Genomic DNA, 18682 nt, shown 5'->3' with positions numbered 1-18682 from the left:
CTTTTCGCCGCCCTCCCCCGTGCACGGTAATGCGCGGGCTCGGCGGGCAATAGATTCGTCAGTAGTAAAGAGTTGAGCGAATGTCCGTTCCGTCGATCGGTCAGAGATCTTCGGAACCCAGCAGCATCTCGGTGATGCCCATGCCGGCCTTCACCATCGGGAACACGTTTTCGGTCGGGTCGGTGCGGAAGTCCATGAACACCGTGCGGTCCTTGAGCTTGCGCGCCTCGCGCAGCGCCGGCTCCACGTCTTGTGGACGCTCGATCAGCATGCCCACATGGCCGTAGGCCTCGGCGAGCTTCACGAAGTTGGGCAGCGCATCCATGTAGCTGTGGCTGTAGCGGCCGGAGTATTCGATCTCCTGCCACTGGCGCACCATGCCCAGGTAGCGGTTGTTGAGCGAGCAGATCTTGATCGGCGTGTTGTACTGCAGGCAGGTGGAGAGTTCCTGGATGCACATCTGCACCGAGCCTTCGCCGGTGATGGTGAACACTTCCGAATCGGGCTTGGCGAGCTTGATGCCCATGGCGTAGGGAATGCCGACGCCCATAGTGCCCAGGCCGCCGGAGTTGATCCAGCGGCGCGGCTCGTCGAAGCGGTAATACTGGGCAGCCCACATCTGGTGCTGGCCGACGTCCGACGTGATGTACGTGTCGGCGTCCTTGGTCATGTTCCAGAGGGTCTCGACCACGTACTGCGGCTTGATCACGTCCTTGTTGCCGCGGTCGTACTTCAGGCAATCGCGCGAACGCCACGACTCGATGGTCTTCCACCAGTCGGCCAGCGCCCCGGCGTCGGGCTTGGCGGTGCTCTCGCGGATCATCGAGATCAGCTCGGTGAGCACGTCCTTCACGTCGCCGACGATCGGGATGTCGACCTTCACGCGCTTGGAGATGCTCGACGGGTCGATGTCGACGTGGATGATCTTGCGTTCGTTCTGCGCGAAGTGCTTGGGATTGCCGATCACGCGGTCGTCGAAGCGCGCGCCCACGGCCAGCAGCACGTCGCAGTTCTGCATTGCGTTGTTGGCTTCGATGGTGCCGTGCATGCCCAGCATGCCCAGGAACTTGCGGTCGCTCGCCGGATAGGCGCCCAGGCCCATCAGCGTGTTGGTGACCGGGTAGCCCAGCATGTCGACCAGCGTGCGCAGTTCGTTGCAGGCGTTGCCCAGCAGCACGCCGCCCCCGGTGTAGATATAGGGGCGCTTGGCGGCCAGCAGGAGCTGCAGCGCCTTGCGGATCTGCCCGCCGTGGCCCTTGCGCACCGGGTTGTACGAGCGCATCTCGACCTTGTCGGGATAGCCCGCGTACGGAATCTTCTTGAACGAGACGTCCTTGGGCACGTCCACCACCACCGGGCCCGGACGGCCGCTGCGTGCGATGTGGAAGGCCTTCTTCATCGTCATGGCCAGATCTTTGGGATCCTTGACGAGGAAGTTGTGCTTGACGATGGGACGGGTGATGCCGACCGTGTCGCATTCCTGGAAGGCGTCGAGGCCGATGGCGGCAGTCGGCACCTGGCCCGAGATGATCACCATCGGGATGGAGTCCATGTACGCCGTCGCGATGCCGGTGACCGCATTGGTCAGGCCGGGACCGGAAGTGACCAGCGCCACGCCGACTTCGCCGGTGGCACGGGCATAGCCGTCGGCCGCGTGCACTGCGGCCTGTTCGTGGCGCACCAGCACGTGCTGGATAGTGTCCTGCTTGTAGAACGCGTCGTATATGTAGAGAACCGCGCCGCCCGGGTAGCCCCAGACGTATTGGACGCCTTCTGCCTGCAGTGCCTTCACCAGCACTTCGGCGCCCATGAGTTCTTGAGTCGAATTGCCTGCGCCAGCGGACGCGGCGGCTGCGGAGACGATTTCCGCCTTGGAGATTTCCATGATCAACCTTTGTTTATTTCGGGAACGAAATACCTTGGGTGCCCCTTGCCAACCCTTGTGAGGTCGCGCCAGGACTTGAGGCCAAAGCCATGGGCGGACTGATGTTCCGCCGGACCGTGACCCGTTTGCCTTTTGACTTGCAGTGCGGATTATGACATTTCCGGCCGTTCAGATTCGCTTCAGCCGCCTTGTAAAGCTACAAAGGCATAATCCGCGGCGATAAACGTAGCGATCGCTAGACCCCATTCCCACGCGGCGCACCCTGCGCGCCCCACTCTCGCTTGGCCACTGAACAAGAACTCTCCGACTTCCTGAAAAGCGTCGAACGGCGCGCTTTCAAGCGCTCGGTCTATCACGTGCGGGATGAAGAAGCGGCCCTCGATATCGTGCAGGACAGCATGATGAAGCTGGCCCAGCACTATGGCGACAAGCCCGCGGCCGAGTTGCCGATGCTGTTCCAGCGCATCCTGTCGAATTGCACGCTCGACTGGTTCCGCCGCCAGAAAACCCGGCGCGCCCTGTTCTCGAACCTCAGCGATTTCGAATCCGTCGACGAGGACGGAGATTTCGACCTGCTGGAGAACTTCGTCTCGCCGACCGACTCTAGGGAGGCGGAGAGCGCCGAAGACACGACCCGCCGCGCCCAGATCTTCCAGGAGATCGAAGAGCAGATCGCAGCATTGCCGGGCCGTCAACGCGAGGCTTTCCTGATGCGTTACTGGGAGGAAATGGACGTCGCAGAGACGGCCGCCGCGATGGGCTGCTCCGAGGGCAGCGTCAAAACCCATTGCTCGCGAGCCGTCCACGCTCTGAGCAAGGCGCTCAAGGCCAAGGGAATATCGCTATGAACACTAAGGTTCCAACCTCGATCAACTCAGTTGCCGAAGATCAGTTCGGCCAGCGTCTGGCTGCCCGCCTTTCGGCCGGCAACCGGGAGCTTCCGCACGACATCGGCGAGCGGCTGCGCGTGGCGCGCGCGCAGGCCGTGGCGGCGCGCAAGCAGCCGCCGCAGTTGCGGACTGCGTCCGCGACGGCGGAGTCGGGCCATACGCTCACGATGGGCGGGGGCTGGAGCTGGTGGACCCGCATCGGCTCGGTGGTGCCGCTGATCGCGCTCGTCGCCGGCCTGATCACCATCAGCGTGATGCAGGATGACGACCGCGCCAGCGAACTGGCCGAGGTGGATTCCGCGCTGCTGACAGGCGATCTGCCGCCTGCCGCCTATACCGACCCCGGTTTTGCCCAATTTCTCAAGGCCGACAACGCCTCCGACTGAACCTTCCCCGATCGAATGCGACGCCGCTCCACCTCCAGCGCGAACAGCCCCCGCCCGTTGCGCCCGCTTCCGGCGGGCGCTGTCGTTTGGGCCGGGGCGTTTGCTGTCGCGGCCTTCAGCCTGACGCTCGCCTGCGCTCAACCTCACGGCGAGGCCACATCCAAGGCAGCGGCAAGCCCAGCTGCCGCAACGAGCTCCGCACCGGCCACGAGTCCGAAGGCGATATCGACGACCAAGCCGCTCTGGAGCGAACTCACCGCCGAACAGCAACAGGCCCTGAAGCCCCTGGGCGCGCACTGGAACACCCTGAACATCGGGCAAAAGAAGAAATGGCTCGCGCTGTCCCGCAATTTCGGGAGCATGTCGGCGGAGGAGCAATCCACCTTGCACAGCCGCATGATCGAGTGGGCCGCCCTGAGCAACCAGCAACGCGCGCAGGCGCGCCTGAATTTCGCCGAGGTCAAGCGCATTCCCGCCGACGAGCGCAAGGTCAAGTGGGAGCAATATCAGGCGCTGAGCGAGGAAGAAAAGCGCAAGCTCGCCGAACGCGCTCCTCCCAAGCCGCGTGGCGCCGCCATTCCCGTTCGACCAGTTTCGTCGCAGAAGCTGGTGCCGGTGCCCGCCGTCACGCCGGGCGGTCAGCACACGCCCCGGATCCTGCTGGCTCCGCCTCCTGCTCCGGCCGCCACGCCGGCTGCGACGATCATGGTGGCCTCGCCACCGGAACGCGCTCCTGCGGCCGCTGCTGCGACGCCGGCTGTCTCCGTGGTTCCGTCAGCCCCCGCCGCCTCTGCCAGCGTCGCGGCCCCGCCGGTTCCCGCCGAAGCCCAGGTGCCTGCGCCGTCGCCGGCGGCCGAATCGACGTCCGCGTCCCCCTCCCCCTGATCGCCGGGCTTCGATGGCTTCCAGTTCACCCGAGGCTTCGGGCCCCGATCAGCTTGGCTCGCCGGCCAATCCGGTCACCAGCGCTCCCGTTTCGATAGTGCCTGGCCTCTGGCGCCGCATGGCCTGCTGGCTGTACGAGGGCATGCTGCTGTTCGCAGTGGTGTTCGTCTCGGGCTGGCTCTTCAGCACGCTGGGCCAGATGCGCGATGCCATGGATTCGCGGCGCCATCTGCTGCAGGCTTTTCTTTTCGTGGTTTTCGGCGTGTACTTCGTCTGGTTCTGGACCAAGGGCCAGACCCTCGCCATGAAAACCTGGAACATCCGCATCGTCGACGCGCACGGCCAGCCCGTGAGCCAGCGCCGTGCGCTCGCGCGCTACCTGCTGAGCTGGGTCTGGTTCCTGCCGCCGCTGGCCGCCATTGCGCCGTTCAAGCTTTCAGGTGGCGAATCGACCGTGCTGATCTTCGGCTGGGTCGCCATCTGGGCCCTGCTGGCACGCTTTCACCCCGACCGCCAGTTCTGGCACGACGCCTGGGCCGGTACACGGCTCATCACCTCCAAACCGATGAGCCGCCGATGAGTGCCGTGCCGAAGCTTCCTGATCCCGCCGTCAACCCGCAGAAGGCCCGCAAGGGGCTCGATCGCGTCTGGCATGCCACGCTGATCTCGCTGCACGGCCTGCGCGCCGGCTGGAGCGAACCCGCGTTCCGGCAGGAGGCCATCCTGTCGATCGTGATGATCCCGGCCTCCTTCTGGCTCGGTCGCAGCTGGGTCGAGGTGGCGCTTCTCGCGGGCAGCGCCGTCCTCGTGATGATCGTCGAGCTGCTCAACACCGCGGTGGAAGCCGCCATCGACCGCATCGGGCCCGAGTGGCACGACCTCTCCAAGCGCGCCAAGGACATGGGCAGCGCCGCAGTGCTGCTGTCGCTCACGCTGTGCACAGGCATCTGGGCGGCGGCGCTGTGGCAGCGCTTCATGTCATGAGCGCGCCCATCGGCTGCGGCATGATGGCGGGATGACTCCTGAATTTTCGATCTGTGTGTACTGCGGCTCGCGCCCTGGCGAGCGCCCTGAATTCACCCAAGCCGCGCAGGCGGTCGGCCGATGGATCGGCCAGCATCGCGGCCAGCTGGTCTACGGCGGCGGCCGCACCGGCCTGATGGGCACCGTGGCCGAGGCCACCCGAGAAGCCGGCGGCCGCGTCGTCGGCATCATCCCCAAGGCGCTGGTCGACAAGGAACTGGCCAACCCCCTGTGCGACGAGCTGCACGTGGTCGACACCATGCACGAGCGCAAGGCCATGATGGGCGAGCGCGCCGACGCCTTCGTCGCCCTTCCGGGCGGCATCGGCACCTTCGAGGAACTGTTCGAGATCTGGACCTGGCGCCAGCTCGGCTATCACGACAAGCCCACCGGCATCCTCAACACCGCCGGCTACTACGACGGCCTGCTCGCCTTCCTGGCGCACAGCGTGCGCGAGGGCTTCATGGGCGACTGGCAGATGGAGCTGATCCGCACCGGCACCGACGTGACCGAACTGCTCACGGCGCTGCGCGCCGAGGTGCCACTACATCCGCGGGAAGACCGCCTTTCGGAAAACCTCTGACCTTCGGGTAGCCCCGAAAGCCATTCCAAGAACACCGAGGAACCGGCTCCGCCGGTCCTCAGGTGTTGCCCCCGGAAGGGGGTTGGCGCAGCGACACGAAGTGCGCGCAGCCTGGGGGTGAACCAATCACACGGCGTTCTCGTTCTCTTCGCCCGTCCGGATGCGCACGATGCGCTCCACGGCTGTCACGAAGATCTTCCCGTCGCCGATCTTGCCGGTGCGCGCCGAATTGACGATGGCCTCGATGCAGCGCTCCACGTCGGCTTCGTTCACGACCACTTCGACCTTCATCTTCGGCAGGAAGTCGACCACGTACTCGGCGCCTCGGTACAGCTCGGTGTGCCCCTTCTGGCGGCCGAAGCCCTTGACTTCGGTCACTGTCAGGCCGGTGACGCCCACTTCGGCCAAGGCCTCGCGCACGTCCTCGAGCTTGAAGGGTTTGACGATGGCGGTGATCTGCTTCATGGTTTTTGCGCTCCGGCGGTTTCGTTGAATTTGCTGGTGATAGGGTAACGCCAATCCTTGCCGAAGCTTCGGTGGGTGACCCGGATTCCTACCGGCGCCTGGCGCCGCTTGTACTCGTTGATCTTGATCAGCCGCGCGACCCGCTCGACCACCGCGCGCTCGTAGCCGGCCGAAATGATCTCGTCGATGCCCTCGTCGTCCTGCATGTAGCGTGCCAGGATTCCGTCGAGGATGTCGTAGGGCGGGAGGCTGTCCTGGTCGGTCTGGTCGGGCCGCAGCTCGGCGCTGGGTGGGCGCGTGATGATCCGCTCGGGGATTGGCTCGGCGCCGGTGCCGTACGGGTCGTGGGCATTGCGCCAGCGCGCCAGGGCGAAAACCGTGGTCTTGAGCAGGTCCTTGATGACCGCGAAGCCCCCTGCCATGTCGCCGTACAGCGTGCAGTAGCCGGTGGCCATCTCGCTCTTGTTGCCGGTGGTCAGCACGATGGAGCCGAACTTGTTCGACAGACCCATCAACAGCGTGCCGCGGATGCGGGCCTGGATGTTCTCCTCGGCCGTGTCCTCGGGCCGGCCCTTGAATTCCTCCGCCAGCGCGCCCTTGAAGGACTCGAAGGTGTGCTTGATGGAAATCTCGTCGTAGCGCACGCCCAGGCGGGCCGCCATGTCGCGTGCGTCGATCCAGCTGATGTCGGCGGTGTAAGGCGAAGGCATCATCACCGCGCGAACCTTGTCCTTGCCCAGTGCATCGACCGCGATCGCGAGCACCAGGGCGGAGTCGATGCCGCCCGAAAGCCCCAGGATGGCGCCCGGAAAACCGTTCTTGCCGATGTAGTCGCGCACGCCGAGCACCAGGGCGTCCCAGAGCTGGGCCTCGGCATCGCGCGGGGGAGCGATGGCGCCCGGCTTCGCCACGAAGCCCACGCCGCCCTGCGGCTTGCGCTCCAGTTCGGCGAAAACCAGCTTCTCCCGGAAGCTCTCGGCCTGCACGGCCGTGGTGCCATCTGCCTGCAGCGCGAACGAGGCGCCATCGAAAACCACCTCGTCCTGCCCACCGACCAAGTGCGCGTAGACCAGCGGCAGCCCCACCGCGCGGGCCCGGTCGGCCATGCGCGCGACGCGCTCGCCCTCCTTGCCGACGTGATAGGGCGAGGCGTTGATCACCGCCAGCACCTCGGCGCCGCCATCGCGCGCCAGTTCGGCCGGCTGGTCGAACCAGGCGTCCTCGCAGATCAGCAGGCCGACCGAGACGCCCTCCACTTCGAACACGCAGGTGCCCTGCCCCGGCGTGAAGTAGCGGCGCTCGTCGAACACCTGGTAGTTGGGGAGCTCGCGCTTGGCGTAGGTTTCGAGGATGCGGCCTTCCTTGATGACGCTGGCCGCGTTGTGGCGCATCTGCACGGCCACCGAGCGGCTGCGCAGGCTGCCGCCAGTCGGATGCCCCACCACCACAACCATGTCTTTGAGGTCGGCCAGAGCGGCGGCGATGCCTTTCACGGCATCATCACAGGCTTCGGTGAACGCGGGACGGAGGAACAGGTCTTCCGCCGCATAGCCGGCAATCGAGAGTTCGGGCGTCAGCAGGAGGCGCGCACCCTGGGCGTGGGCTTCGCGCGCGGCATCGACGATCTTCTTTGCGTTGCCGGCGAGATCGCCCACCACAAAATTGAGTTGCGCGATGGCGAGCTTGAGCGTCATACAGAAGGAAGAAAAAGGCTTGAACGATTATGTCATTCGGGTTCTGCCGTCTCCGTCGGACGTGAGCCCGGAAGCATGGAACGCGCTGCTGGCCGCCGAGGCCGAGCCTTCGCCTTTCATGCGCCACGAATACCTCACGGCCTTGAACGACAGCCGAAGCGCGACGCCGGACAGCGGCTGGCTGCCGCAGTTCGTCACGCTCTGGCAGGGCGAGCAGTTGCAGGCCGCGTGCCCGCTCTACGTCAAGGACCATTCCTACGGCGAATACGTCTTCGACTGGGCCTGGGCCAACGCTTACGAGCAGCACGGGCTGGCCTACTACCCGAAAGCGGTGGTGGCAGTGCCTTTCACGCCGGTACCGGGCGCAAGGCTGCTGGCGCGCGATGCCGAGAGCCGCACTTTGCTGGTGCAGGGGCTGATCGCGCTGTGCAAGCAGCTCGAACTGTCGTCGCTGCACCTGCTGTTCGGCGCTGAGGCGGACGTCGCCGCCTGCACCGAAGCGGGCCTCATGCTGCGCAACACGGTGCAGTTCCACTGGACGAACGCGCAATACGCCGACTTCGACGCCTTCCTCGCCAGCCTCTCCCACGACAAGCGAAAGAAGATCCGCCAGGAGCGCCGCAAGGTGGCCGAGGCCGGCGTGAGCTTCCGCTGGTCGCGCGGCGCGGACATCGGCAAGGCCGACTGGGACTTCTTCTACCGCTGCTACGAACGCACCTACCGCGAGCACGGCAACCCGCCCTACCTCACGCGCGATTTCTTCCGGCGCATGGCCGACACGATGCCCGAGGCCTGGCTGCTCTTCATCGCCGAGCGCGACGGCAAGCCGATGGCGAGCAGCCTGATCGCGCTTTCCACGGAGCCCGAGGGACCTCTGGTCGCCTACGGCCGCTACTGGGGCGCGCTGGAACGCGTCGACTGCCTGCACTTCGAGGCCTGCTACTACCAGCCGCTGGCCTGGTGCATCGAGCACGGCGCGCAGCGCTTCGAGGGCGGCGCGCAGGGCGAGCACAAGATGGCGCGCGCGCTGATGCCGGTGAAGACCACCAGCGCCCACTGGCTGGCGCATCCGTCGTTCGCCGATGCGGTCGAGCGCTTTCTCGAACGCGAGGGTGCGGGCATCGAGAACTACCTGGATCACCTGGGCGAGCGCAGTCCCTTCAAGTCAGCCTGAGTGCCATGGCGCGCTGCTATAAAAGCGCCCGCCATCCACAACAACTCAGAGAGAAATCGATGCCATTCCTGGGACTGGGCCTGCACGTCCTCATCGCGCTGTTCTTTGCCGTGCATGCCATGCGCCACGGCAAGCAGATGTACTGGCTGCTGATCCTCTTCAGCTTTCCGCTGCTGGGCAGCATCGTGTACTTCGTGGTCGAGTACCTGCCCGCCTCGCGCATGCAGCGCACCGCCGGCAAGGTGGCGAACGCGGCCATCGACTTCATCGACCCCGAGCGCGAATACCGCGCCGCCGCCGAGGCCTACGACCTTGCGCCCACTGCGCAGAACAAGCTGCGCCTCGCCAAGGCCGCGCTCGACAGGGGCCAGGCCGCCGACGCCGTCGGCCACTACCGCGATGCACTCAAGGGCCCGCTGGCATCCGACCCCGAACTGCAGTTCGGCCTGGCCAGCGCCCTGCTCGCCGCAGGCGGCGCCACGGCCGGGCGCGACGCCCTGCAGGCCCTGCAGACGCTGCGTTCCACCCGCGACGACTACCGCAAGGACGAAGTGGCAGTGCTCACCGCGCGCGCCCTCGCCGCCGACGGCCAGCAGGCGCAAGCGCGCCAGGCCTTCGAGGACGCGCTGGGCCGCTACAACACCGTCGAGGCCCGCGCCCGCTACGTCGCGTGGCTCGCCCAGCAAGGCGACACCGCCGGCGCGCAGCGCCAGTGGGACGAGCTCCAGCAGGCCGCTCGCCACTGGAACTCGCACGCCCGCTCGGTCAATCGCGAATGGATGCGGCTGGCCGGCGACGCCGTCCGCGGCTGAGTCGCCTCTGCCCAAGGGCATAGCGCCCTTGTCCGTTTGGCACATCGACGGCGTGCCGGCCCTCTCCTAGCATCGGCCTCGAGGAGAGAACCAGCATGCAGACATTCATACGCCGGGCCGTTACGGCACTCTGTTTCGTCGCTGCCGGCCCATGGGCCATGGCCGCCAGCTTCGACTGCGCCAAAGCCGGAAACGCCACCGAGAAGGCGATCTGCGCCGACACCGGCCTCTCCCGGCAGGACGAAGCGATGGCCGCGCTCTACAAGCGGCAGGCCGAGATGCCCGGCACGGGCCAATGGCCGACCCTCCTGAAGCGCGACCAGCGCGACTGGATCGTGGTGCGCAACCGCGAATGCAAGGGCAATACCGAGTGCCTGAAGCAGGACTACGAGCGGCGCATCAGCTACCTCGGCCACCCTCTTCTGCAGTGGATGGGGCGCTACGTGGAGGGCCGCTGCCCGAAGGACGGCCGCTTCCTCGACGTGACGCCCGAGGTGGGCGGCACGCTGAGCATCGATCTCTACGTCTGCCCCGATTCGCGCGGGAACATGCTGCTGCAGGGCAAGAACGTGCTCGACGGGCAGCGGCGCCTAGTGGTGCGCGAGGCCGGGGGCTGCGCCCGCACGCTGCAGTTCGACACCGACCGCGTCGCCGTCTCGGACGGGCCGGGCTGCGCACCTTCGCTGGCCGGCAGCTTCATGCGCGACCCGCGGCGCTCGCCCTTCCTGAACGAATAGGCGAGCTTTTTACTTTCAGCTTCTTACTTCTTGTAATTGGCGACGCCGTCCAGGATTTCCTTCTTGGCCGACTCCAAGCCTTCCCAGCCCAGCACCTTGACCCACTTGCCTGCTTCCAGGTCCTTGTAGTGCTCGAAGAAGTGGCTGATGGCCTTCAGGCGCATCGGGTTCACGTCGTCCACCGACTTCCAGTGGCTGTAGATGGGCAGCACCTTGTCGGTGGGCACGGCCAGCACCTTGCCGTCGACGCCGGCTTCGTCTTCCATCATCAGGATGCCCAAGGGGCGGCACGGCACCACCACGCCCGGCAGCAGCGGGTATGGAGCGATCACCAGCACGTCGACCGGGTCGCCGTCGCCCGAGAGGGTCTGCGGCACGTAGCCGTAGTTGGCGGGGTAGTACATGGCCGTCGTCATGAAGCGGTCGACGAAGATGGCGCCCGATTCCTTGTCCACCTCGTACTTGATCGGGTCGGCGTTCATCGGGATTTCGATCACGACGTTGAAGGCATCGGGCAGGTTCTTGCCGGGGGAAACTTTGTCGAAGGACATGACGTTTTTCGAGTAGTTGAAAAGTATGAGAGGGACGGGGACAAACCCTGAGTTTACTTTCCGTGTCACCGGCCGGTCGCACGCGCATCTGTTTTTGCCTGTAAATTGCAACCGTTGGCCAATCGGCTCCGCACCCCCGGTGCAGTGAGCTTCGAGGAAGCAACGCGGCGGAAATCACGGTCCCGTACGCGTTGCACGCAAGGGCCCGTGCTGTCCGTCTCCACTAGTCACAACGAACGAATGGAGAAGCAAAGCATGATCGGCAACACCCCCCTGATACTGGCCATCGTCTGCGGTCTCGTGGCCGTGGCCTACGGTTTCTGGGCCCGAAGTTGGATTCTCGCGAAGGACGCCGGCAACGCCCGCATGCAGGAGATCGCGGCCGCCATCCAGGCCGGTGCCTCCGCCTACCTCGCCAAGCAGTACAGCACCATCGCCGTCGTCGGCGTGGTGCTCGCGATCCTGATCGCCGTGTTCCTCGACCTCACCACCGCCGTCGGCTTCATCGTGGGCGCGGTGCTCTCCGGCGCCTGCGGCTTCATCGGCATGAACGTCTCGGTGCGGGCCAACGTGCGCACCGCGCAGGCGGCCACGCACGGCATCGGCCCGGCGCTCGACGTTGCCTTCCGCGGCGGCGCCATCACCGGCATGCTGGTGGTGGGCCTGGGCCTGCTGGGCGTATCGGCCTTCTACTGGGTGCTGATCGGCAGCGGCACGCCGGCCGCGGGGCACAGCCTGTCGGCGGTGCTCAATCCGCTGATCGGCTTCGCCTTCGGCTCCTCGCTGATTTCCATCTTCGCGCGGCTGGGCGGCGGCATCTTCACCAAGGGCGCTGACGTCGGCGCCGACCTGGTGGGCAAGGTGGAAGCCGGCATCCCCGAGGACGACCCGCGCAACCCGGCCGTGATCGCCGACAACGTGGGCGACAACGTCGGCGACTGCGCCGGCATGGCAGCCGACCTGTTCGAGACCTACGCCGTGACGCTCATCGCCACCATGGTGCTGGGCGCACTGATGGTCGCGGCCGCGCCCACCAACGCGGTGCTCTACCCGCTGGCGCTGGGCGGCGTGTCGATCATCGCGTCGATCATCGGCTGCTTCTTCGTGAAGGCCTCGCCGGGCATGGTCAACGTGATGCCGGCGCTCTACAAGGGGCTGGCGGTGTCGGGCATCCTGTCGCTGATCGCGTTTTGGTTCGTCACCAGCTGGCTGATCCCCGACAACGCCATTGCCGCGAGCGGCAGCCAGCTCAAGCTGTTCGGTGCATGCTTCGTCGGCCTGGCGCTGACGGCCGCGCTGGTGTGGATCACCGAGTTCTACACAGGCACGCAATACAAGCCCGTGCAGCACATCGCGCAAGCATCGACCACCGGCCATGGCACCAACATCATCGCGGGCCTGGGCGTGTCGATGCGCTCGACGGCCTGGCCGGTGATCTTCGTGTGCATCGCCATCCTGGCTTCCTATTCGCTGGCGGGCCTCTACGGCATCGCGGTGGCCGCCACGTCGATGCTGAGCATGGCCGGCATCGTGGTGGCGCTCGACGCCTACGGCCCCATCACCGACAACGCCGGCGGCATCGCCGAAATGAGCGAGCTGCCCGACAGCGTGCGCGCCGTGACCGACCCGCTGGACGCGGTCGGCAACACCACCAAGGCCGTGACCAAGGGGTACGCCATCGGCTCGGCCGGCCTGGCCTCGCTGGTGCTCTTCGCCGACTACACGCACAAGCTGGAGAGCTTCGGCCAGGCGATCAGCTTCAACCTGAGCGACCCGATGGTGATCGTCGGCCTCTTCATCGGCGGCCTGATCCCCTACCTCTTCGGCGCGATGGCCATGGAGGCCGTGGGCCGCGCGGCGGGTGCGGTGGTGGAAGAAGTGCGCCGCCAGTTCCGCGACATCCCCGGCATCATGGAGGGCACCGGCAAGCCCGAGTACGGCAAGGCCGTGGGCATGCTGACCGGCGCGGCCATCAAGGAAATGATGATCCCGTCGCTGCTGCCGGTGCTGGTGCCGATCATCGTCGGACTGGTGCTCGGGCCGAAGGCGCTGGGCGGGCTGCTGATGGGCACCATCGTTACGGGCCTGTTCGTCGCCATCAGCATGTGCACGGGCGGCGGCGCCTGGGACAACGCCAAGAAGTACATCGAGGACGGCCACTTCGGCGGCAAGGGCAGCGAGACGCACAAGGCCGCCGTCACCGGCGACACCGTGGGCGACCCCTACAAGGACACCGCCGGCCCGGCGGTGAACCCGCTGATCAAGATCATCAACATCGTGGCTCTGCTCATCGTGCCGCTGGTGGTGAAGTTCCATGCGGGCGATGCGGGGGCCGCCGCACCGGTGAAGGTGCCTGCGCCGCCTGCGGTCACGGCTCCGGCGGCCATGGCGCCGTCAACGCCGTCGTCGCCGGCGGCGGTGGTCGCATCGGGCGCCGTATCTGCCGCCGAAGCCGCCGCCGTGAAGGTGGAGAACGGCGTCGTGAAGTTCTACTTCGCCAGCGCAAGCTCCGAAGTGGCGCCCAACGCCAAGGAAGCGCTGGCCGACGTCATCAAGGCCGTGCAGAGCGGCAGCACCGTGCTCGTGAGCGGCTACCACGACGCCAGCGGCGACCCGGCGAAGAACGCCGAGCTCGCCAAGCAGCGCGCGATGGCGGTGAGCGATGCGCTCAAGGCAGCCGGGGCGCCCGCAGAGAAGATCGAGCTGGCCAAGCCCGAGCAGTCGCAGGCCGACGGACCGCCCGCCGAAGCGCGCCGCGTCGAAGTCAAAGTAAAGTCCTGAGAATGCCCACACCCGAACGACTCGAATCATTCATCGCCGCCGTCGAAGGCGGCGCGCATGCCAAGGCCATCGAGGACTACTACACCGAAGATGCCACCATGCGCGAGAACCAGGCCGAGCCGCGGCGCGGCCGTGGCACGCTGGTGGCGCAGGAAACCGCCGTGCTGGAGCGCACCGAGTCGGTGGTTTCCACCTGCGTGCGGCCGGTACTTGTGAACGGCAACCACGTGGCGATCCACTGGATCTTCGAGTTCACGTTCAAGGGCGGCAGCAGGATGCGCATGGAGGAGATCGCCTGGCAGCGCTGGGAGGGCGACCGCATCGCGGAAGAACAGTTCTTCTACGACCCCGCGCAGCGAAAACCGGGCTGATCGACGGCTCTGCGCGCGCTTCCACCGTCATGGCGCTTCTGAAGACCCCTGGCCCCATGCGATACCTCCATGCACTGTTCGCCGGCACCTGGGCCATCGCCCGGGCCGAGCTGGCGATCGTCCGGCGCTTTCCTCGCATCCTGCTGGCCGTGGTGGCGGTGGGCGTGGTGCCTGCGATCTATGCGCTGATCTACCTCTCCAGCGTGTGGGACCCGGCGGGCCACACGGCCGACCTGCCCGCCGCCATCGTCAACCAGGACCGGGGCGTGACCTACATGTCGCGCACGGTCAACGTGGGCGACGAACTCACGCGCACGCTGCTCGACAAGCGCGCCTTCGGCTTCCGCGCGATGGACGACGCCGAAGCCGCGCGCGCCGAGGTCCGGCGCGGCGCGCTGGCCTTCGCCCTGCTGATCCCGCCCGACTTCAGCGCCAACGCGGTGCCCGGCACGCAGCGTGGTGCGGGGCAGATCGTGGTCTACACCTCCGAAGGCAACAACTACAGCTCGGCCGGCCTGGCGCGGCGCTTCGCGGGCGAACTGGGCCACCAGGTCAACGAGATGCTCAACGAGCAGCGCTGGGGCCTGGTGCTGAACGCGGCCTCGGGCTCGCAGGCGCGGCTCGACAAGCTCAAGCAGGCCCTGCTGGAACTGCGCGACGGCAGCCAGACGCTGGCCACAGGCGCCGCCCAGTACAGTGCGGCTGCCCAGCAGGTGGGCAGCGGATTCAAGCAGGTCAACGGCGGCATCCGCACCATCGAATCGAAACTGCCTGCCGACGCGGACCTTCGCGCGCTCAAGGCCGGCTCGCAGCAGTTCGCGGCGGGCCAGCGCGAACTCGGCAGCGGGCTTGCGCAGATCGGCGACGGGCTCGTTCAACTCGAAGGCGGCGCTGCCCAGCTCGGCGACGGCGCCCGCAGGATGCAGAAGGACACGGCCGACATCCCCTTCGTGGGCGACCGCATCTCCAAGGGCGCGGGAGAGCTCGCCGCCGGTGCGGACAAGCTGCGCGGCGGCATCGACCAGGCGCAGGCCGCCATGGCGAAGGCACAGGACGGCAACCACAAGCTCGCGACCGGCGCGACGGCCCTCGACGGCGGCGTGGGCAAGCTCACCGACGGCATGACGGCGCTCGCCGCCGGCATCCACGCCATGTCCGGCAAGCTGCCGCCCGACCGCAAGCTCGACGAGTTCGTGCAGGGCGGCGCGCAGCTCGCCCAGGGCGCGGAGCGGCTTTCGACCGGGGTGCGCACCATCGAGGCCGCCCTGCCCGCTTCCATCACCCGCATCCAGGGCAGCGCCTCGGGGCTGGCCGACTCGGTCGAGCCCAAGGTGGAGGTGGTGGCGCCGGTCGCCAACAACGGCAGCGCCTTCGTGCCCAACATGGTGTCGGTGGCGCTGTGGATCGGCGCGGTGATGGCCGGCTACCTGTTCAACATCCGCATCGTGCTGTCGGACCACAGCCACTACCCGAAGCTCGCGAAGACGCTGGGCAAGATCACCATGCCGGCGCTGATCGTGCTGCTTCAGGTGGCGCTGGTGCTGGCCACGCTGGTGGGCGTGCTGCAGGTGCAGGCCCCGGACGTGCCAGCCCTGGCGCTCACGATGGCGCTGGCCTCGCTGGTGTTCCTGGTGGTGCTGTTCGCGATCCTGCACGTGTTCGGCGACTTCGGCCGCATCCTCACCGTGCTGCTGCTGACGCTGCAGCTGTCGGCCGGCGGCGGCGTGCTGCCGGTGGAGCTTTCGGCGGGCTTCTTCCGCGACGTGCACGGCTGGCTGCCCTTCAGCTGGGTGGTGCAGGCTTTCCGCGCCGTGATGTTCGGCGCCTTCGACAATGGCTGGGCGCATGCCTGCGGGGCGGTGCTGCTGTCGGGCGCGGTGGCGGTGGGGCTGATGGCGCTCTTCGGCAAATGGAACGAAGTGCTGCCGGCGGACTACAAGCCGACGATCCAGGTCTGATTGCCGACCAGCAGCCCTCGACGAATGCAACACTGCACGCCACCCGAAACGATGACACCACTCCACCACGTCTTGCGCACCTGTTCGCTGCGCCTGCTGCCGGCCTTGCTCGTCCTGAGCGGCGCGGCCGCCGCGCAAGCCCAGGCTGCGAACGACGACACCCTCTCCCTGAGCTTCGATGCGGCGCGCGCCCGCATGATCGACCGCTCGGACAAGCTGGCCGCCGCGCGCGCCGCCGTCGACGCGAAGGAGCTGCAGAGCCAGGGCCTCAAGCGGCTGGGCGGCCCCTCGGTCAGCGTCTCCGCGCTGGCCTATGCCTACAACGCGAACCTGAACCTCGACCTCGATCCGCTCAACCAGAAGTTCGGCCAGCTCGGCTCGGCGCTGCCGTCTTCCATCCAGAGCGTGATCGCGCGCGTGCCGATCCCGCAGCTGCCCAACAGCTACACGCTCAACCGCCACGACACCGGCACCAACGCGTCGATCTCTGCCGTGTGGCCGCTCTACGTGGGCGGCGCGACCGACGCGGTGCGCGGCTTCGTCTCGGCCCAGACGCGCGAGGCGCAGGCCGATGCCGAGCAGGCCGGCCACGAGGTCGACACCCTGCTCGTGCAGCGCTACTTCGGCGCGCAGCTCGCCCGCCGCGCTGCTGCCCTGCGCCTGCAGGCCGAGCGCACCATCGCGCAGCACGACTCGGCAGCGCAGAAGATGCTTGCCGCCGGCGTGATCTCGCGCGTCGAGCGGCTGCAGGCCAGTGCCGCGTACGAAGAAGCCCGCCGCAACGCGCGCAAGGCCGAGAACGACGCGGCGCTGGCTTCCGTCGCGCTGGCCCGCACCGTGCGCGCCGATGGCAGCGTGGCGCCGCAGACGCCGCTCTTTCTCATCAGCACGCCGATCGAACCGCTGAACTACTTCATCGATTCGGCGCTCACGCGGCACCCGGGCCTGGACAAGGTCGCGGCCAAGAAGTCGCAGGCCGAGCAGCTGCATGAGGGCGAAGAGGCGCTGCGCCGCCCGCAGGTGATCGCCTTCGGCACGCGCGAGCTCAAGAGCGGCAACGCCGACTGGGTGGCGGGCGTCGGCGTGCGCTGGACGCTGTACGACTCGGTCGACCGCGACGCGCTGTCGGCCGCCTCGCTCAAGCAGGTCGAGCAGGCCGAACGCACCGATGCGCAGGCGCGCAGCGACATTTCGCTGCTGGTCGAGCGCAACTGGCGCGCGCTAGAGAACGCGCGGCGCCAGTACCTGGAGATGAAGGCCTCGGTCGAGCTCGCGCAGGAGGTCGTGAAGCTGCGCACCGCCGGCCTGCGCGAAGGCACGAGCACCACGCTCGACCTGATCGACGCAGAGACCAACCAGGCCAAGGTGCTGACCGAACGCGCGCAGGCCGCCAACGACTACGTGCAGGCGCTCGCGCAGCTGCTGGAGAGCGCGGGGCTTTCCGAGAAGTTTTCCGACTACATCGCACGTGCCGACGTGAAGGTGAATTGATGATGAGTGCCAAGACCCGAAAACTGATCGCGATATTCGCCGCCCTGCTCGTGCTGGCGCTGCTCGTCTGGGGTTTCTGGCGCGCCTCGCGCCCGGCGCCCGAGGTGTTCCAGGGCCAGATGGAAGCGCGCGAGACCGACGTCGCGGGCAAGGTGACCGCGCGCGTCGCCGAAGTGCCGGTGAAGGAAGGCGACCGCATCCAGGCCGGCACGGTGCTGGTGCGCATGGACAGCCCCGAGGTGCGCGCCAAGCTCGCGCAGGCCACCGCCGCCGAGCAGGCCGCGCAGGCCGTCGCCGAGAAGGCACAGAACGGCGCCCGTCCGCAGGAAGTGGAAATGGCGCGCATGCAGTGGCAGCGCGCCGAGACCGCGGCGCAGCTTGCGCAGACCTCTTTCCGCCGCGTCGACGGCCTCGCGCGCGAGGGGCTGGTGGCCGACCAGAAGCGCGACGAAGCCGAGGCCAACTGGAAGGCTTCGCGCGACGCCGCCATCGCGGCGAAGGCGCAGTACGACATGGCGCGCACCGGTGCCCGGCCCGAGGACAAGGCCGCAGCGAGCGCGCAGGCCCGCCAGGTCGCCGGTGTGGTGGCAGAAGCCGAAGCCGCCAAGGCCGAGACAGAGCTGCGCAGCCCCGTGGCCGGCGAAGTGGCCAAGGTGCTGGCCAAGGTCGGCGAACTGTCGCCGCAGGGCGTGGCGGTGGTCACGGTGGTCGACCTGAACGACCAGTGGGTGGTGCTGAACGTGCGCGAAGACCGGCTCTCCCGCTTCGCGCTGGGCAACGAGTTCGACGCCCACCTTCCCGCGCTGCCCGAAGGCAGGCGCACCGCACGCTTCAAGGTCTACTACAGCGCCGTGCTGCCCGACTTCGCGACATGGCGCGCCACCCGCGGCGGCACCGGCTTCGACGTGCGCACCTTCGAGGTCCGCGCGCGGCCGCTCAAGCCCATCGAAGGCGCGCGGCCGGGCATGAGCGTGCTCGTGGACTGATCGCGGCGGC

Annotated in this window: 18 protein-coding genes; 14 read left to right on the top strand and 4 right to left on the bottom strand. The window is 67.4% G+C overall.

The window, feature by feature from the left end; all coding sequences use genetic code 11:
* Positions 1-100: 100 nt before the first annotated feature.
* On the bottom strand, positions 101-1885 hold the full coding sequence (locus ACHMXA_RS16840; protein WP_093195497.1) for an acetolactate synthase 3 catalytic subunit: 1785 nt from the start codon (positions 1883-1885) through the stop codon (positions 101-103).
* 281 nt (positions 1886-2166) lie between these two features.
* Between ACHMXA_RS16840 and ACHMXA_RS16835 the strand changes: the two genes are divergently transcribed.
* Genes ACHMXA_RS16835 through ACHMXA_RS16810 form a run of 6 tightly spaced genes read left to right on the top strand, consistent with a single transcriptional unit; the run spans position 2167 to position 5652 of the window.
* Positions 2167-2733: an RNA polymerase sigma factor gene (locus ACHMXA_RS16835; protein ID WP_176663725.1), complete on the top strand. Its 567-nt coding sequence runs from the start codon at positions 2167-2169 to the stop codon at positions 2731-2733.
* Positions 2730-3161 (top strand): DUF3619 family protein, encoded by a 432-nt coding sequence (locus ACHMXA_RS16830; RefSeq protein WP_176663724.1) that lies wholly within the window; start codon positions 2730-2732, stop codon positions 3159-3161. Before ACHMXA_RS16835 ends, ACHMXA_RS16830 begins: the two co-directional genes overlap by 4 nt.
* 15 nt (positions 3162-3176) lie before the next feature.
* Positions 3177-4046 carry a DUF3106 domain-containing protein gene (locus ACHMXA_RS16825; RefSeq protein ID WP_395315874.1) on the top strand — a complete coding sequence of 290 codons (870 nt, stop codon included), beginning with the start codon at positions 3177-3179 and terminating at the stop codon, positions 4044-4046.
* Positions 4047-4059: 13 nt separating this feature from the next.
* On the top strand, positions 4060-4626 hold the full coding sequence (locus ACHMXA_RS16820; RefSeq protein WP_395315873.1) for an RDD family protein: 567 nt from the start codon (positions 4060-4062) through the stop codon (positions 4624-4626).
* Positions 4623-5030: a diacylglycerol kinase gene (locus tag ACHMXA_RS16815; RefSeq protein ID WP_176663721.1), complete on the top strand. Its 408-nt coding sequence runs from the start codon at positions 4623-4625 to the stop codon at positions 5028-5030. Before ACHMXA_RS16820 ends, ACHMXA_RS16815 begins: the two co-directional genes overlap by 4 nt.
* A 31-nt stretch (positions 5031-5061) precedes the next feature.
* The gene (locus ACHMXA_RS16810; protein WP_176663720.1) at positions 5062-5652 is read left to right on the top strand and encodes a TIGR00730 family Rossman fold protein; all 591 of its coding nucleotides are present in this window, start codon (positions 5062-5064) and stop codon (positions 5650-5652) included.
* A gap of 126 nt (positions 5653-5778) precedes the next feature.
* Here ACHMXA_RS16810 and ACHMXA_RS16805 read toward each other — a convergent pair whose 3' ends face one another.
* Complete coding sequence (locus tag ACHMXA_RS16805; RefSeq protein WP_019652991.1) at positions 5779-6117, bottom strand: P-II family nitrogen regulator; 339 nt, start codon at positions 6115-6117, stop codon at positions 5779-5781.
* Positions 6114-7811, bottom strand: coding sequence for an NAD+ synthase (locus ACHMXA_RS16800; RefSeq protein ID WP_395315872.1), 1698 nt, complete (start codon positions 7809-7811; stop codon positions 6114-6116). The genes ACHMXA_RS16805 and ACHMXA_RS16800 overlap by 4 nt, the downstream gene beginning before the upstream one ends.
* A 19-nt stretch (positions 7812-7830) precedes the next feature.
* Between ACHMXA_RS16800 and ACHMXA_RS16795 the strand changes: the two genes are divergently transcribed.
* From ACHMXA_RS16795 to ACHMXA_RS16785, 3 genes are all read left to right on the top strand, one after another.
* On the top strand, positions 7831-8985 hold the full coding sequence (locus ACHMXA_RS16795) for a GNAT family N-acetyltransferase (RefSeq protein WP_395315871.1): 1155 nt from the start codon (positions 7831-7833) through the stop codon (positions 8983-8985).
* Positions 8986-9044: 59 nt separating this feature from the next.
* A complete protein-coding gene (locus tag ACHMXA_RS16790) occupies positions 9045-9797 on the top strand; it encodes a hypothetical protein (protein WP_395315870.1) in 753 nt (250 codons plus the stop codon).
* A gap of 95 nt (positions 9798-9892) precedes the next feature.
* Positions 9893-10534: a lysozyme inhibitor LprI family protein gene (locus ACHMXA_RS16785; protein WP_395315869.1), complete on the top strand. Its 642-nt coding sequence runs from the start codon at positions 9893-9895 to the stop codon at positions 10532-10534.
* 23 nt (positions 10535-10557) lie between these two features.
* On the opposite strand, the gene ppa is transcribed toward ACHMXA_RS16785, so the two are convergent.
* Positions 10558-11085, bottom strand: coding sequence for an inorganic diphosphatase (ppa, locus tag ACHMXA_RS16780; protein ID WP_176663715.1), 528 nt, complete (start codon positions 11083-11085; stop codon positions 10558-10560).
* Between the two features lie 255 nt (positions 11086-11340).
* On the opposite strand from ppa, the gene ACHMXA_RS16775 reads away from it, so the two are divergent.
* Genes ACHMXA_RS16775 through ACHMXA_RS16755 form a run of 5 tightly spaced genes read left to right on the top strand, consistent with a single transcriptional unit; the run spans position 11341 to position 18672 of the window.
* Positions 11341-13866: a sodium-translocating pyrophosphatase gene (locus tag ACHMXA_RS16775; protein WP_395315868.1), complete on the top strand. Its 2526-nt coding sequence runs from the start codon at positions 11341-11343 to the stop codon at positions 13864-13866.
* 2 nt (positions 13867-13868) lie between these two features.
* Positions 13869-14237, top strand: coding sequence for a nuclear transport factor 2 family protein (locus ACHMXA_RS16770; RefSeq protein ID WP_395315867.1), 369 nt, complete (start codon positions 13869-13871; stop codon positions 14235-14237).
* Between the two features lie 56 nt (positions 14238-14293).
* The gene (locus ACHMXA_RS16765) at positions 14294-16195 is read left to right on the top strand and encodes a YhgE/Pip domain-containing protein (RefSeq protein WP_395315866.1); all 1902 of its coding nucleotides are present in this window, start codon (positions 14294-14296) and stop codon (positions 16193-16195) included.
* A gap of 51 nt (positions 16196-16246) precedes the next feature.
* On the top strand, positions 16247-17686 hold the full coding sequence (locus tag ACHMXA_RS16760; protein ID WP_395315865.1) for a TolC family protein: 1440 nt from the start codon (positions 16247-16249) through the stop codon (positions 17684-17686).
* A complete protein-coding gene (locus tag ACHMXA_RS16755) occupies positions 17686-18672 on the top strand; it encodes an HlyD family secretion protein (RefSeq protein ID WP_395315864.1) in 987 nt (328 codons plus the stop codon). The genes ACHMXA_RS16760 and ACHMXA_RS16755 overlap by 1 nt, the downstream gene beginning before the upstream one ends.
* The last annotated feature ends 10 nt before the right edge of the window (positions 18673-18682 follow it).

It is taken from the genome of Variovorax sp. UC74_104 (assembly GCF_044055375.1).
GTDB lineage: Bacteria > Pseudomonadota > Gammaproteobacteria > Burkholderiales > Burkholderiaceae_C > Variovorax.
The sequence above is the reverse complement of the archived record's forward strand: the minus strand, read 5'-3'. Positions and strand labels throughout refer to the sequence as shown.

Excerpts from the sequence above, each read along its gene's own strand:
- ACHMXA_RS16820 (WP_395315873.1), top strand. The coding sequence starts at position 4,060 with ATGGCTTCCAGTTCACCCGAGGCTTCGGGCCCCGATCAGCTTGGCTCG.
- ACHMXA_RS16790 (WP_395315870.1), top strand. The coding sequence starts at position 9,045 with ATGCCATTCCTGGGACTGGGCCTGCACGTCCTCATCGCGCTGTTCTTT.
- ACHMXA_RS16775 (WP_395315868.1), top strand. The coding sequence starts at position 11,341 with ATGATCGGCAACACCCCCCTGATACTGGCCATCGTCTGCGGTCTCGTG.
- ACHMXA_RS16815 (WP_176663721.1), top strand. The coding sequence starts at position 4,623 with ATGAGTGCCGTGCCGAAGCTTCCTGATCCCGCCGTCAACCCGCAGAAG.
- ACHMXA_RS16800 (WP_395315872.1), bottom strand. The coding sequence starts at position 7,811 with ATGACGCTCAAGCTCGCCATCGCGCAACTCAATTTTGTGGTGGGCGAT.
- ACHMXA_RS16840 (WP_093195497.1), bottom strand. The coding sequence starts at position 1,885 with ATGGAAATCTCCAAGGCGGAAATCGTCTCCGCAGCCGCCGCGTCCGCT.
- ACHMXA_RS16760 (WP_395315865.1), top strand. The coding sequence starts at position 16,247 with ATGACACCACTCCACCACGTCTTGCGCACCTGTTCGCTGCGCCTGCTG.
- ppa (WP_176663715.1), bottom strand. The coding sequence starts at position 11,085 with ATGTCCTTCGACAAAGTTTCCCCCGGCAAGAACCTGCCCGATGCCTTC.
- ACHMXA_RS16805 (WP_019652991.1), bottom strand. The coding sequence starts at position 6,117 with ATGAAGCAGATCACCGCCATCGTCAAACCCTTCAAGCTCGAGGACGTG.
- ACHMXA_RS16810 (WP_176663720.1), top strand. The coding sequence starts at position 5,062 with ATGACTCCTGAATTTTCGATCTGTGTGTACTGCGGCTCGCGCCCTGGC.
- ACHMXA_RS16755 (WP_395315864.1), top strand. The coding sequence starts at position 17,686 with ATGATGAGTGCCAAGACCCGAAAACTGATCGCGATATTCGCCGCCCTG.
- ACHMXA_RS16785 (WP_395315869.1), top strand. The coding sequence starts at position 9,893 with ATGCAGACATTCATACGCCGGGCCGTTACGGCACTCTGTTTCGTCGCT.
- ACHMXA_RS16830 (WP_176663724.1), top strand. The coding sequence starts at position 2,730 with ATGAACACTAAGGTTCCAACCTCGATCAACTCAGTTGCCGAAGATCAG.
- ACHMXA_RS16825 (WP_395315874.1), top strand. The coding sequence starts at position 3,177 with ATGCGACGCCGCTCCACCTCCAGCGCGAACAGCCCCCGCCCGTTGCGC.
- ACHMXA_RS16765 (WP_395315866.1), top strand. The coding sequence starts at position 14,294 with ATGCGATACCTCCATGCACTGTTCGCCGGCACCTGGGCCATCGCCCGG.
- ACHMXA_RS16770 (WP_395315867.1), top strand. The coding sequence starts at position 13,869 with ATGCCCACACCCGAACGACTCGAATCATTCATCGCCGCCGTCGAAGGC.